We start from the raw sequence: 13,239 nt of genomic DNA, 5'->3' as shown, positions 1-13,239 counted from the left end.
TCTGGCCGGGCGCGGCCGAAGTAGTCCTGCGACCACCACTTGGGATGGCCGGTCAACGCGCCTGCCACGGCGTGCAGTCGGGGACACCCGAAGCCGTCCCCGGCGAACATCACCGCCGCGCTACACGAGCCGCAGCGCCCTTGCCAGTTGCCCCTCGGACAGCACGGTCGGATCGGCCGGCACCGCACTGCGCAACCGCCCGCACTGCGGACACCTCAGCAGCCGCTGCGGCCCGAGCCGCCCCGCCCCGAGGTTCCGCATCGGGAACGCGCTGATACTGAACAGGTGCCCCTCGGCACAACGAACAACGGTTCGCCGCTCCATCGATCCCCTTCCCGGACTTCCCCGGCCCGGCCCCCACGCACCGCCGGGCCACGACAGCCGTCACATTAGGGGATCTTCCCGACATCCCACCCACCGGCTCGCCGCCCCACCCACGAACCCTCACGACCCCCACCACCCCTCCACCCCCCACCCCGCAGCGCCCGGTACGGACCACCCCTGGAGATGGGGTACAGTGGAGCATGATCGAGCCGTTCCTGACGGGTCATCACGCGGGCGTAGTTTAATGGTAGAACATGAGCTTCCCAAGCTTAGAGCGCGAGTTCGATTCTCGTCGCCCGCTCCCAGTAACAGAAGAAGCCGCAGATCATATGATCTGCGGCTTCTTCTGTTACTGGTACCAGGTCGCCCAGCCGCGCGATGCGCGGCCGCGAGCGCCCTGAGTGAGTCGGCTCGTCCAGGTCTGCAGGCTATGGCCGATCAGGCCTGCGTGAGATGACCATGATGTATTTGCACGTGGCGTTCGTTCGGTTGGCGAAGCCGTGGTCCGCGTCGGCTTGGAAGTACAGGGAGTCGCCTGTCTCCAGGGTCTCGCTGATCCCGCCGATCGCGACGGTGAGCGTGCCTTCGAGCACCAGGAGTTGTTTTTCGGTGCCCGGCGGATATGCGGGCAGCAGGCCGGTGGAGACCTGCGCGGGGAGGTAGTGGACGACCATCTCGGCTCGTCCCGCGCCCAGGGCCGCTGACGTGATGTGTCGCTCGAAGCCTGTTTCCGGGTCACGGAAAACGGGGCGATCGTTCTTGCGCATGACAACGGCCACGCCGGACGCGGCAGTGGCCGGCGCGCCGACCAGGTCCGAGAGTGACACGTTGAGCGCGTGGGCGATCCTAGAGGCGACGCCGATCGTCGGGCTCTTCTCGCCGCGTTCGACCTTGGACAGCATCGCCCGGCTGACCGACGACTGTGCGGACAACTGCTCCAGCGTCAGACCCGCCTCCTCGCGGCGCCGCCGCACGTTACCGCCGAACGCGCCTGCTAGGTCGTCACCGCGCTGCTGTTCGGAGGCGTTTCCGTCTTGCTCGACCACCGTGCTCCTCGATCGATGGGTATCGCGCTGCCCACAGTGTAGGCTTCTTCTAAAGAAGACCTGTTTCTTCTATCAGAGACACGCGGTGCGTGCCCAACATGACGGAGGGGTTCCATGCGTCTGACCTCGAGTGGCCGGCACCATGCCACGTTCGAATTCGGTGATCTGCAGGTGGTCTCGTTGCGGGACGGGTACATCGACATGCCGACGACACGGCTCCGCGACGAGGACGGGTGCCCGCTCGACGAGCTGCCGGCCGCCGTCCCACTGGTCGGCGACAACTTGCGGCTGTCGGTCAACGCCTTCTTCGTCACCGACGGCACGCGGTCGGTTCTCATCGACACCGGCGCGTCCAACGCCTGGCACGACCCCACCATGGGACTGATTTACGACGCGCTCGACGAAGCGGGGATCGACCGAGCGCAGATCACCGATGTGGCCATCACCCACAGGCACGAAGACCACGTGAGCGGCCTGATCGCGCCGGACGGGTCGGAGGCGTTCACCGGACTCGAGCGCGTGTGGATCGGCGCGGGCGACACCTCGGTGTTCACCGGGCGGCTCGAGCCGATCCGGGACCGAGTCGTACCCGTGTCGGAAAAGGTTGCGATCAACGACTGGACCACCGCGATCCCGACACCGGGCCACACACCCGGTCACACCGTCTACCAGGTCAGGAGCGGCACCGGCCACCTTCTCGCTTGGGGCGACACCGTTCACGTTCCCACGCTCCAATTCGATCAGCCGAACGTGTCTTGGGAGCTCGACGGCAACCAGTCTCAGGCCCGCGCCGCGCGAGCGGCCCTTCTCGGACAACTGACCCGACCGCAGCACTTCGTAGCCGGCGCCCACCTCGACTCACCCGGTATCGCCCGCGTGACCCCCTCTGGCGACGGCTACGCGCTGGAATACCTCGCACCACCGATCGGCTGATCGAGCCTGTCGGCGCCCGTGTCGCCGGATTCGCTGGAGAGCTGGGCGCCTCGATGCCCGCCGATTCCCAAGCTTGGAGCGCGAGTTCGACTCGTCGCCCGCTACGTGCCCGTCGGCTCTCGGGCGGTGCGGTCTGGTCCGAGTCCGTGCCGCCGCGGAGCCGGCGGATCTCATGGTGCGGGCCCGCAGTTCCTGTTCGGCGACCTCGTAGGGGGCGGCGAAGCGCCCAATAGGGCCGCCCACGGTGGCTACTGCTGTTCCCACTGCTCCTTGGTGATCTCGAACTGCACTCCCCCGAGTTCGGCGCCCTCGACCATCTGCATGTCGTCGGGGGTGGGAAGAGTGTGCGCGAAGGCCATTCCGACCTTCTCCATGACGCGGCGCGAAGCGCTGTTCAGGGCCATCGTCGCAGCCCAGACCTTTCGGACACCGAGCTCGGTGAAACCCTTGTCGAGCAGGGCCCGTGAGGCTTCGGTGGCGTAGCCCTTGCCCCAAGCAGCCTGCCGCAGCCGGTAGCCGAGTTCGGCCTCGTCCCGCGGGCCGTTCGGCTCGGGGCGCAGGCAGAACCAGCCCACGAACGCGTCGCCGACGATCTCGTACGCGGCGAACAGTCCGAGCTCGCCCTGCCACCTCTCGTAGCCGGCGAGGATGAACGGCAGGTGGCTCTCGCGGACGACCTCCGGCGCGGTCGCAGCGCCTCCGGATATGTAGCGCATCACCGCCGGGTCGCTGTCCAGCTCGATCAGCAAGTCCGCATCGTCGGCCGTGAACGCCGCAGAACGAGGCGCTCGGTTTTCAGGTACGTGTCCACGCGTGGATGATGCCTGAAGGGGCTCGGGATGCCCAACGGATTTGGAAGCCACTCGGGCTGGGTCGTCGCCGAGCCCAACGAGCGGTACAGAAGCGGGCCGCCCACGTCGGCCGGTTGCCGGCCATCGGAGCGCGGCGGCCACCCGGCGGGGGTGTTGAGCGGCCGGGTCGAGATGTCGGCGCTCGACAACTCGTGGGCCCGGCGCGACTGTCGGGGAGGCTTCAGTAGGCGGTGCCGAGGGCTTCGGCGAGGCGCGAGTCCTGCTCGGGCGAGAGTCCGAAGCGGACGCTGCGGGGGCTGTAGACGCCGCCGCAGAGCAGTACGCGGCTTGTGGCTGTGACGGCGGTCGTACCGCTGAGGGGTGAGCCGGCTCCCTCGAAGTACCAGGTCTCGTCGCCCCGGAAGGGGTGGTCGAGAAGGGCCTCGGCGAGGGTGGTCGTGGCATCGGTCGGGGTGCCGATGGCGGCGAGGGCGCTTGCGACGGTCGCAGTGGCGTCGGTCGGCAGGTCGGCATCGCCGAGGGTGGGCAGTAGGAGTAGCAGCCGGGCGTGCGGTTCGGTGATCCCCGGTCCCTCCCCGGGGTTCCGGGCGATGTGGATCAGTTCGCGCCAGGCGAGCCCTGGGCCGGCGAAGTGGCCCTCGATGCTGGCCAGTGAGCCTGGCCGGTCCCAGTCGGGGTGGGTCAGGTAGTAGTCGATGCCTGCGTCCTCGGCGAAGTTGCGGTGGACGATGAGGAGCGAGTGGCCGTGCTGCATCGGCAGTCGGAAGACGGGCCAGGCGGTCGGGTTGGAGAGCCGCTCGTAGACGGCATCCGCGTCCGCGCCGTCGGCGCCGAACAGGTCGGGCCCAGGCTCGAAGTCCTCGCCCTCGGCGAGCCACAGCAGGTACGAGGCCCAGAACCCGGGCGCGGCGACCAGGTCGTCGCTCGGGGTAAGGGGGTCGTTCGCATGTCCGGTGATCAGCACGGGGCATGTTGCCAGCCCTGGGCGGCAGTCGCCGACCCGGGGGAAAGCAGCCGAGGTGGCCACGAGTTCGACCGTTCGGCCAGCGCAGCGTTCTGTATGACAGTAGTTTCATCGCCCATGAGAAGTGAACGGACGTCCCAGGAGCGCCGATTGCCCGACTCCCTCGGAAGGCCGTTCGGCGTAGGCGCAGCGGTGGTGGCAGCCGTGTTCTGGCTGACCGGTTGCCAGTCGGCCGCATCCGGGACGCCCCTTCCCAACCTCGTTGGCATGCACGGCGACAAGGCGGAAGACGCCCTGCAGAAGCCGGACGCGTACCTCGCGAAGGACGTCGCTTTCCAGGACGTGAAGGCCGGTGAGACATCCCCTCGCACCGTGATCATCAAGGGCAACTGGAAGGTCTGCGGCCAGTCGCCCGGCGCAGGTTCGCCGTCGGTGAAGAACATGACGGTGAAGCTGTATGTGGTGAAGAACGAGGAGAACTGCCCTGGGGGTTCGCCGACACCGTCGCCGTCAGCCGCCGCTCCGGCGGCCGTGCCCACCGCACCGGCGACGACGGCCAAGCCCACGCCCGAGGCAGCACCGTCGACTGTGGCGCCTGCTCCGACGGCCACTACGAACCCACCGTCCGACACCCACACTCCACCGTCCGCCCCGGCCGTGGCACCGACACCCCCGGCCCCGGCCCACAGCCCGGAGGGATCGTGCAGGGCGCACACGGTGGCCTACTGCGGCTGGGACCGGGGCGAGACGCCAGAGCAATCGGGCGAGACGGCCACGTGCAAGGACGGCTACGTCTCGTTCTCGGGCGACGACGGCTCAGGCACCTGCTCCGGCCACAAGGGCGTGCGGGTCTGGTTCAAGTAGGACTTCCCGGCGATGGCGCCCGGTGGTGGCCGGGCGCCATCGTCATCGGCTTCTTGGTGGGCGGTATCGCGCTGACTGAGTAGCCTGACGTTACGTCAGATCATCGGCGGGGGCTGCCGTTTCGCATGTTCTCCACCGGATCGGCAGACCACGAGGAACGGCCGGAGTACCGATGGATCAGACAGCAACCGGCCATGCATGTGCGATCAAGACCGCTTCCGGGGGTCTCGTATCGGCCGCTTGGTGCATCGAGCAGTTCGCGCCGGTCCTCGCCGGGCTATCGCATCTCTCGGAGGCCGACGTCGCGCGGCCCGAACTCCTCATCTACGAGGAGACCATCCGATCGAAGCACGTCCAGATCTACTACACGCCGTTTGACCGCAGCATCGATCCCGACGTGAGGGTCATCCTGGTCGGTGTCACGCCGGGGCGCCAGCAGCTCCATCGCGCCGTGCAGGCGGCACAAGCCGCGCTGGCAGCGGGCCGGTCCCCGGAGGAGGCAGTTCGGGAGGCGGGCCGGACGGCGAGTTTCGCCGGAGCGATGCGCAAGAACGCCGTGGCGATGCTGGACGCCATCGGGTTGGCCGAGGCTCTCGGGATCACCAGCACCTCGACCCTGTTCGGCGAGCACGCGGGGATGTGCGCCACCACTTCGGCAATCTGCCATGCGGTGTTCGTCAACGGAGAGAACTACAGCGGCGACGCAATCACCAGGAGGCCGGTCTTCCGCGACTTCGCGACCCGAGTGCTGGGCGCCCAGTTGCAGGGAGCGCCGGACGCGCTGGTAGTCCCGTTCGGCAAGGCGGCGACCGAAGCGGTGCAGCTGAGCATCGAGTCCGGCAGGGTGGCAGCCGCAGGTGCCTGGTGGGCTTCCCCCATCCGTCCGGTGGGAACGGCCACCGCAAGCAGCAGTTCGAACGGGAGCGGGAGGGCCTGGCGGCCTCGGTCAGGGCATGGGCGGCGCGCTGAAGGGGCCAAGCCAGGCGGTGAGCACGCCCTCGGTCATGGCTGCACACCGGAGTTGGCGTCGGTGCCGCGAACTACGCTGGCGGTCATGGACTGGCTCGATCGGGTGGCGAAGCTGCGGCAGTGGAAGAGCAACGAGGTCCGCGCGCCGCACAAGCCGTTGTTGCTGCTGTACGCGCTCGGCAGCTTCCAGCAGGATGCCGACAGCGAACTGCGCTACAGCGTGGTCGAGGAGGAGCTGAAGCGGCTGCTTGTCGAGTACGGTCCGCCGAATCCGACGACGCCCGCATATCCCTTCCACCATCTGGTCTCTGACGGTGTGTGGGAGGTCAGGACCGACCGCGGGCAGGGCAGCCCGGGCACCGGGATCCGGGTCCTCCGGTCCAGCGGGGCCACCGGCAGGCTCGTGCCGGAGTTGCGGAAGGCGCTCACGAAGGAGCCCTCGCTGCTGGGGCGGATGGCCAGAGTGCTGCTGGACGTCAACTTCCCGCCGTCACTGCACACCGACCTGTGCGAGGCCGTCGGTCTCGACCTGGAGCTGGCCGAGACCGCGCCGGTCGCCGGCCTGCTCGGTGAGGCGGAGACCGCTGCGCGACGGCAACGTGACCGCCGGATGCGCGAGATGGTCCTGACGGCGTACGAGTTCCAATGCGCCTTCTGCGGTTACGACGGGATGCTCGGCGCGAGCAGCGTCGGGCTGGAGGCCGCGCACGTGCGGTGGTGGTCCTACGACGGCCCGGACGAGGTCGATAACGGCCTGTGCTTGTGCTCCTTGCACCACAAGCTCTTCGACAAGGGCATCCTGGGCTTGGGCGAGGGGCACCGCATTCTCGTCTCCCAGCGCTTCGTCGGCCGGAGCGAGGCGAGCCGGCAGCACGTGCTCGCGCTGGCCGGGCGGCCGGTGATAGGTCCGCAGTCGGGCGTCCCATCCGTCGCCGAGCGGCATCGCGAGTGGCATTCCCGAGAGGTCTTCCACGGTGAACCTCGTGCGACAGCAGCAGGAACGGCCGTACCGACCGGGTGACTCGAGTCTTGTGAGGAAGGTCAGGGCCCCGGTCGCTGAGTGCGCTGGTGAAGTGCGGCTGTACAACTGGCCGGTAGCATCACGGGTTTGCAACTTCCACACATAGCTGAATACCTGACTGCCAATGTGACGGTTCTCTGCGCCCCGAACAGGAGATCGTCATGACCACTCCCTCCAACCAGCCACCCACCCCGTCGTGGGGACAACCTCAGCAGCCGGGGTGGGCCCAGCCTGGCCAGTCGCCGCAACCACCTGTGAAGCCGAAGCGTGGCAAGGCCGGTTGCCTGGGCTGCGCGGGGGTGCTCGCCGTCCTGGTGATCATCGGCGTCGCGGTCAGCGCCGCCAAGGGAAGTAGCTCGAAGTCGGCCACCACCTCGGCCGCCGCGCCGAGTCACAGCGTCCCGGCTGTGCCCGGCAGCGCGCCCGCCACACAGGTGGCCCCGCCTGCTGCCGCGGCGACCAGTGCTCCGACGGCCGAGAGCAGCCAGTCGACCCAGCCAACAGCTCCCGCGGCCTCGTCGACGCTGCTGAAGACCTCCGGCGATGGGATCAAGAACACCGCGAGCTTCACCACCGGCGACAACTGGACGATCCATTACACCTACGACTGCTCGGCCTTCGGCACTCAGGGCAACATGCAGATCTATGTCGACTATCCGAACGGTGACATCGCCGCCAACGCCCTTGGCGAGAAGGGCGCGGACTCGACGACCGAGACCGGCGCCGGTACCCACACGCTCAAGGTCAACAGTGAGTGCAAGTGGACCGTGGAGGTCACCAGCGGCTGAGCCGAGGCGTTGCCCGGCCAGACGCCTGAGCGGGGCCCGCCACCACGTCGAGTAGCGGGGCGGAGGCCAGGCGCCGAGGTGGGAACGCGCACTCTCGAAGCTCCGGAAAGCCGGAAAGGGGGAACGCGGCGTCGTGCTTGTCGTCGTGCGGCCGGCCCTGCCCCGGCGTTCAGGGCACCTCGGTCGGACGTCGGGGCCGCTTCGCCCGCCGGTCGTGGAAAGCGAAGGCGAAGCGTGGAGCCCGGGCAGGACACGGGAGACCGTCGGGGGGACGACCACGGCATGGGTGCTCCCGGGCCGGGCTCCCCGTTTCCCGGTGGCCGTCCGGGTGGCCCTTGACAGGGCCGTCAGCCGGACGTACATCGGAGAGCATGAGTCGGCGCGAGCCGGTGGAACGGGCGGCCCCGCAGGTCAAGCGCGACACGGCGACCTACCCGGGTACGGGCGCCGCGAGGGAAGCTGACCACCGCGGAGGGGAGCGCGGGGTCGGCGAGGGTGACCGTCTGGCGGCGGAGCGCGGGGTCGGCGAGGGTGACCGTCTGGCGGCGGAGCGCGAGGACGCCCTGGTGGCGGCCGTCGTCAAGGCCGTCGCGGAGACCGGCGCCCATGCCGGGAGCGTCTTTCTCCGCTCCCGGGACGGCCGCTCGATCGTGCTGGCCGCCACCTGCGGTTCCTCGCCGTCCCTGCTGGGCGGCTGGCGGCTCATCCCGGTCAGCAGCCCCATTCCGGTGGCGGCGGCCTACCGGTCGGGTCGGACGGTCCATCTGGCCGACGCCGACGAGACGATGCGACGCTATCCCCAGCTCTCGGTGGCCCTCCCGTACGCGTTCGGCTCGGCGTCGGTGCCGGTCAGGGCCGGGCGGGAGAGCCTGGGGGCGCTGGCGGTGGTGTGGGCAGCGCCCGCCGGGGGCACGGGGCTGTCCAGAGTCCAGCTCCGCCACCTGCGGACCGTCGCCAACCGGCTCGGCGCCGTCCTCTCCGATCTCCGGGCGCGCGGAGGTGCCTTCGAGTACGACGCCACCACGGTGCCCGTCGAGGTCCCTGCTCCCACCGCACCGGCGGTGCGGGTCGGCCTGTTCGACTGGCGGCTCGACACCGGGGCCGTGGTCGCCGACGACGAGCTGTGCGCGATCTTCGGTCTGGCGCCCGGTGCCTTCGACGGGCGGGACGACACGCTGGCTTCCCGGCTCCACCCCGGCGACCGGGTCCTGCTCCGGGTGGCGGCCCGCGAGGCCATCGCGGAGGGCAGGGTGCTCGCGCGGCGACTGCGCGTCCGCGCCGCCCACGGGTACCGCACCGTCGAGCTGTGGGGCCGCGTGCCGGAGGCGCCCGGCGAGGAGGCGCGGGCCCACCTGGTCGGTTGCGTGCTGGACGCCGCCGCCGGCGCCGCAGCCGTCACCGCGGTGGAGCGGCTCCAAGACGGACTCTTCTCCCTCGCCCCGGACGGGCGGGTCAGCTACGCCAACCACGGCCTGGAGCAGCTGCTCGGAGCACCCGTCCGGGAGCTGCTCGGCCGCCGTCTGTGGGACGTCCTGCCCTGGCTGTCCGACCCCACCTACGAGGACCAGCACCGAGCCGCGATGGTCTCGCAGCAGCCCACCGCCTTCCTGGCCCACCGCCCGCCCGACCGGTGGCTCGCCTTCTCCCTCTACCCGGACCCGAACGGGGTGACCGGCAGGGTGGAGCCCTCCGGATCGCCGCCCTCGCCGCCCTCGCCGCCGGAAGGGGCCGGGTCGCCGGAAGGCGCCGGGCCGCCGGAGGAATCCGGGGAGTCGACCAGCGCTCCGCCCGTTCCCGGGCCCGGGCATCCCGCTCCGAGCCGGCCGGCGGCCCGGGCACAACCCCCACGCCTGAGCGCCATCTACCACGTGCTGCAGCTCAGCAGCGCGCTGACCGAGGCGGTCACCACGGACGAGGTGTGCGACGTCGTCTCCGACCAGCTCCTGCCGGCCATCGGCGGACAGCACCTGGCCATCTACGTCATCGACGAAGGCCGGCTGCACCTGCTCTACCGCAGCGGCTACCGCGACCGTTTCCTGCACTGGCTGGAGGGCAGACCGCTCGGTGCCCCGCTGCCCGGAACGGAGGAGCGGACCTCCGGCGGACCCTTGTTCGTCGAGTCCCGGCAGGATCCCACCGACGGCTGCCCGGCCCGCTTCGCGGAAGGCATCGGGGCCTGGGCCTACCTGCCGCTGGTCGCCTCCAATCGTCCCGTCGGCACGTGCATCGTCGGCTTCGAGGGGGTGCACCACTTCACCGGCAGGGACCGAGGCATTCTGACCGCGCTCAGCGGTCTGATCGCCCAGGCACTCGAACGGGCCCGTCTCTACGACGAGAAGTCCGCCCTCGCCCACGGCCTGCAGAACGCGCTGCTGCCCCACCGTCTGCCCGCCCTGCCCGGCATCCGCACCACCGGCCGGTACCTGCCCGGCACCAGCGGGATGAACATCGGCGGCGACTGGTACGACGTGATCCCCACCGGAAGCGGTGTGGCCCTCGTCATCGGAGACGTCGAGGGCCACAGCGTCGCCGCGGCCGGTGCCATGGGCCAACTGCGCAGCGCGGTACGGGCCTTCGTGACGGCCGGGCACTCGTCGAGTGCCGTCCTGGCCGGAACCAACCGGCTCCTGGTCGACCTCGACTCCGGGATGCTCGCCAGCTGCTGCTACGTCCGCATCGAGCCGGGCACCGGTCGCGCCTACGCCGTCCGCGCCGGGCACTGCCCGCCGCTGCTGCGCCGCCCCGACGGCAGCACCGAAGTGCTGGAACTGGCAGGCGGCCCGCTCCTCGGAGTCGACGACACCAGCACCTACTCGGAGACCCGGCTGGAGCTCCCGCGCGGCTCGATCCTGGCCCTCTACACCGACGGCCTGGTCGAGGAACGCGGCAGCGACATCGATCTGGGCATCGAGGACCTGCGGGCCTCGCTGGCCCACGACGCCGCCGGAAACCTCGAGGAGCTCGCCGACCGGCTCCTCCGGAAGGCCCGGCGCTCCCCGCAGCGCTCCGACGACATCGCCCTGCTGCTCACCGCCTACCGGCCCGAGTGAGCCCCCCGCGCTACCCGGCCCGAGTGAGCCCCCCGCGCTACCCGGCCCGAGCGAGCCCCCCGCGCTACCGGCCCGAGTGAGTCCCCGGGGCCGATCGGCGGTCGGCAAGGGGCCCGATCCGCCGCGAAGGTTCCGGAACCGCCCGTCCCGCCGGCTGCCGTCCCGGTGTTCGGCCCGGCAGGTCGGCGGCTGACGCCCGCACCGCCTGAGGGTGGCTCACTGCGCGCGGGCCTTGCCCCTCGGCAAAGTCTTCACCTGAGCCCCTCGAACGCTCTTCGGACTGCCGGGTACGGTTTGGCCCATGGATGATTCCGGAGCAAGCGTCGTCGACGCAACCGCCGTCAAGGTCGCGGCACACCAGCTGCTGGCGAAGGCCGGCGCCGCAGGCCTGTCACTGGAAGGCGTCGCCGACGAAGGCGGGCTGACGGTCGCCCAGGTGCGGGCGCTCTTCCCGCACCGCGACGAGCTGCTGACCGCCCTGCTGATCGACGCCTACAACGAGTCGGGCGCCGCGATGGAGCGGGCCGACCAGGAGGCGGTGGCGGCCGGTGCGTCGGCGGGTGCGCGGCTGCTGGCGGTGACCAGGGCGCTGCGGGCCTGGTCGTTCGCCAACCCGGCCGAGTTCACGCTGGTCTACGGCTCGCCCGTCCCCGGCTACCACGCGCCGCAGGACACCGTGCCGCCCGCCTCCCGCACGCCCGCCGTGCTGGCCGGGATCGTCCGGGCCGCCCTGGAGGCCGGTGAACTGACGTCGCCCAAGCGCCAGTTGACCCAGGAGTCGCTGCTGCTGCCGGAGGCCGTGCAACTCTTCGGCGGGGTGCCCGGGGCGCCGTTCGGTGATGTCATCGAGCGCGGCATCGTGCTGTGGAGCAGCCTGGTCGGACTGCTGGTGTTCCAGGTCTTCAGCCGCACCCATGACAGCGTCCGTGACGAGTCCGCCTTCTTTGACTTCGCCATCGCTGTTGCGGCCGAGGGCATCGGCCTCGCGGTCCCGCTCGGTGGGACTGCAACCGACTGATCCCGGTCGCGCGGCTGCCCACGACCGCCGCCGGCTGCCCACGACTGCCGCCGACCGCCGCCAACTGCGGCCGGCCGTGCCGGCCGCAGCCTGGCCGTGCCCAACGCCGCCGGCCGCTACCCAGTGACAGCGGCCGGCGGTGCCGCCGATCAGCGGTACCGCCGAACGCCACCGATCGGCATCAGTCACCGGGGCGTCGCCCCGGCCACCGACGAGTACCACACCGTCCGCCGCACCCACGGCAGTGACGGGGAATCAGGCCGTGAACACCACTAGATCCCTCTGCTTCGCCATCTCGGCGCTGTCGTCGTACGCCGCGCTCGTCTACCGGCTCTGCCAGGTGCGGGGCAGCCGACGCGACAGCGCCTACCGCACCCTGGTCGTCACCCTGGTGCTGCAGTGCCTCACCTTCACCATGGGCGCGCTCGCCACCGGGAGCAGCAGCTTCCTGGGCGTCGGCAACCTCGCCATCCTGGTGATGCACGTGTCCGCCGTGGCCTTCTGCGTCAGCGCCCAGATCATCCTGCTGCGCTGGGTGAGCGACGGGGAGGCGGCGGTCCGGCAGTCCCGGTACTGGCTGATCGCCGGCGGCGTGCTCGGCGCGCTGCTGGTGGCGCTGTTCTTCGCCGCCGACGGCCCGCACCGGCCGGCTGACGACTTCAACGGCACCGGCCGTCCGCTGCTGCTCACCTACCTGCTGGTCTTCATCGTCTCCCAGGCGGTGCCGTGCGTGACCATCTTCCGGCAGGTGCGGGCCTATGCCGGGGTGGCCGGTTCGCCGCCGCTGCAGCAGGCGCTGCGGTTGCTCTCGGCGGCCGCCGTGCTCCTCTTCCTCTACTGCACGGCCCGGACGGTGAACATCCTCACCCTCGCGTGCGGGTTCGACATCGGCGCCTGGCAGCTGGCCGCCTCGGTGTTCAGCACGGCGGGCATCGTCACGCTGTCGCTGAGCCTGACGATCTCCTCGTGGGGCACCGCGGCGGCCCGGCTGCTGGAGTGGGTGCGCAGCTACCGCGCCTACCGGGTGCTCTACCCGCTCTGGCGCGACCTCTACGAGTCCTCGCCGGACATCGCCCTGGAGCCGCCGCGGGTCAGGGTCTCGGACCTCAACTACCGTCTGCACCGTCGGGTGGTGGAGATCCGGGACGGCTGGCGGGACCTGCGCCCGTACATCGACCGTGCGACCAACGGTGACGGCGCGGGTGACGAGTCCCGGCAGGCCTTCGCCGAGGCGGCGCAGATCCACCAGGCGCTGCGGGCCAAGCGGGTCGGCAGCATCCCGGACGACAACAAGGACGCCGCCGACTTCGAGGACCGCGACTCCGACAACTTCAGTGCCGAAGTCGCCTGGCTCAGCAAGGTCGCGGTTGCCTACCGCAAGCTGGACGGCGCCAGTTGAGAACTCCCGCCCGGTCTGTACCCCCGTCAGACCGGGCGGGTTTCTCGTTCC

At 70.5% G+C, this 13,239-nt stretch carries 10 protein-coding genes and 1 tRNA gene; 8 read left to right on the top strand and 3 right to left on the bottom strand.

Annotated features, from left to right (window positions below):
* Nucleotides 1-554 precede the first annotated feature (554 nt).
* A tRNA-Gly gene (locus LN042_RS35930) sits at nucleotides 555-625 on the top strand.
* A gap of 127 nt (nucleotides 626-752) precedes the next feature.
* Here LN042_RS35930 and LN042_RS37925 read toward each other — a convergent pair.
* On the bottom strand, nucleotides 753-1,370 hold the full coding sequence (locus LN042_RS37925) for a helix-turn-helix domain-containing protein (protein WP_230055663.1): 618 nt from the start codon (nucleotides 1,368-1,370) through the stop codon (nucleotides 753-755).
* Between the two features lie 114 nt (nucleotides 1,371-1,484).
* Between LN042_RS37925 and LN042_RS35920 the strand changes: the two genes are divergently transcribed.
* Nucleotides 1,485-2,303, top strand: coding sequence for an MBL fold metallo-hydrolase (locus LN042_RS35920; RefSeq protein ID WP_230055662.1), 819 nt, complete (start codon nucleotides 1,485-1,487; stop codon nucleotides 2,301-2,303).
* Nucleotides 2,304-2,551: 248 nt separating this feature from the next.
* Here LN042_RS35920 and LN042_RS35915 read toward each other — a convergent pair whose 3' ends face one another.
* Together LN042_RS35915 and LN042_RS35910 are read right to left on the bottom strand one after the other, a co-directional pair.
* A complete protein-coding gene (locus LN042_RS35915; RefSeq protein WP_308191924.1) occupies nucleotides 2,552-3,052 on the bottom strand; it encodes a GNAT family N-acetyltransferase in 501 nt (166 codons plus the stop codon).
* Between the two features lie 283 nt (nucleotides 3,053-3,335).
* Nucleotides 3,336-4,079: a hypothetical protein gene (locus tag LN042_RS35910; RefSeq protein WP_230055661.1), complete on the bottom strand. Its 744-nt coding sequence runs from the start codon at nucleotides 4,077-4,079 to the stop codon at nucleotides 3,336-3,338.
* A 204-nt stretch (nucleotides 4,080-4,283) separates the two neighbouring features.
* On the opposite strand from LN042_RS35910, the gene LN042_RS37570 reads away from it, so the two are divergent.
* The 6 genes from LN042_RS37570 to LN042_RS35880 all read left to right on the top strand — a co-directional run bounded on the left by LN042_RS37570 (nucleotide 4,284) and on the right by LN042_RS35880 (nucleotide 13,188).
* The gene (locus LN042_RS37570; RefSeq protein WP_308191923.1) at nucleotides 4,284-4,943 is read left to right on the top strand and encodes a DUF3761 domain-containing protein; all 660 of its coding nucleotides are present in this window, start codon (nucleotides 4,284-4,286) and stop codon (nucleotides 4,941-4,943) included.
* A gap of 1,054 nt (nucleotides 4,944-5,997) precedes the next feature.
* On the top strand, nucleotides 5,998-6,933 hold the full coding sequence (locus LN042_RS35900) for a phosphorothioated DNA-binding restriction endonuclease (RefSeq protein ID WP_230055665.1): 936 nt from the start codon (nucleotides 5,998-6,000) through the stop codon (nucleotides 6,931-6,933).
* 299 nt (nucleotides 6,934-7,232) lie between these two features.
* Nucleotides 7,233-7,721, top strand: coding sequence for a hypothetical protein (locus LN042_RS35895; RefSeq protein ID WP_230055660.1), 489 nt, complete (start codon nucleotides 7,233-7,235; stop codon nucleotides 7,719-7,721).
* Nucleotides 7,722-8,092: 371 nt separating this feature from the next.
* The gene (locus LN042_RS35890; protein WP_230055659.1) at nucleotides 8,093-10,771 is read left to right on the top strand and encodes a SpoIIE family protein phosphatase; all 2,679 of its coding nucleotides are present in this window, start codon (nucleotides 8,093-8,095) and stop codon (nucleotides 10,769-10,771) included.
* Between the two features lie 301 nt (nucleotides 10,772-11,072).
* Nucleotides 11,073-11,789 (top strand): TetR-like C-terminal domain-containing protein, encoded by a 717-nt coding sequence (locus LN042_RS35885; protein WP_230055658.1) that lies wholly within the window; start codon nucleotides 11,073-11,075, stop codon nucleotides 11,787-11,789.
* Between the two features lie 262 nt (nucleotides 11,790-12,051).
* Nucleotides 12,052-13,188 carry an MAB_1171c family putative transporter gene (locus tag LN042_RS35880; protein ID WP_230055657.1) on the top strand — a complete coding sequence of 379 codons (1,137 nt, stop codon included), beginning with the start codon at nucleotides 12,052-12,054 and terminating at the stop codon, nucleotides 13,186-13,188.
* Nucleotides 13,189-13,239 lie beyond the last annotated feature (51 nt).

The organism is Kitasatospora humi (assembly GCF_020907985.1).
Lineage (GTDB): Bacteria > Actinomycetota > Actinomycetes > Streptomycetales > Streptomycetaceae > Kitasatospora > Kitasatospora humi.
This window is presented reverse-complemented; position numbering and strand designations above follow the sequence as displayed.

What these genes read in the sequence shown, in the direction of transcription:
- LN042_RS35890 (WP_230055659.1), top strand. Translation starts at nt 8,093, where the DNA reads ATGAGTCGGCGCGAGCCGGTGGAACGGGCGGCCCCGCAGGTCAAGCGC.
- LN042_RS35885 (WP_230055658.1), top strand. Translation starts at nt 11,073, where the DNA reads ATGGATGATTCCGGAGCAAGCGTCGTCGACGCAACCGCCGTCAAGGTC.
- LN042_RS35900 (WP_230055665.1), top strand. Translation starts at nt 5,998, where the DNA reads ATGGACTGGCTCGATCGGGTGGCGAAGCTGCGGCAGTGGAAGAGCAAC.
- LN042_RS35920 (WP_230055662.1), top strand. Translation starts at nt 1,485, where the DNA reads ATGCGTCTGACCTCGAGTGGCCGGCACCATGCCACGTTCGAATTCGGT.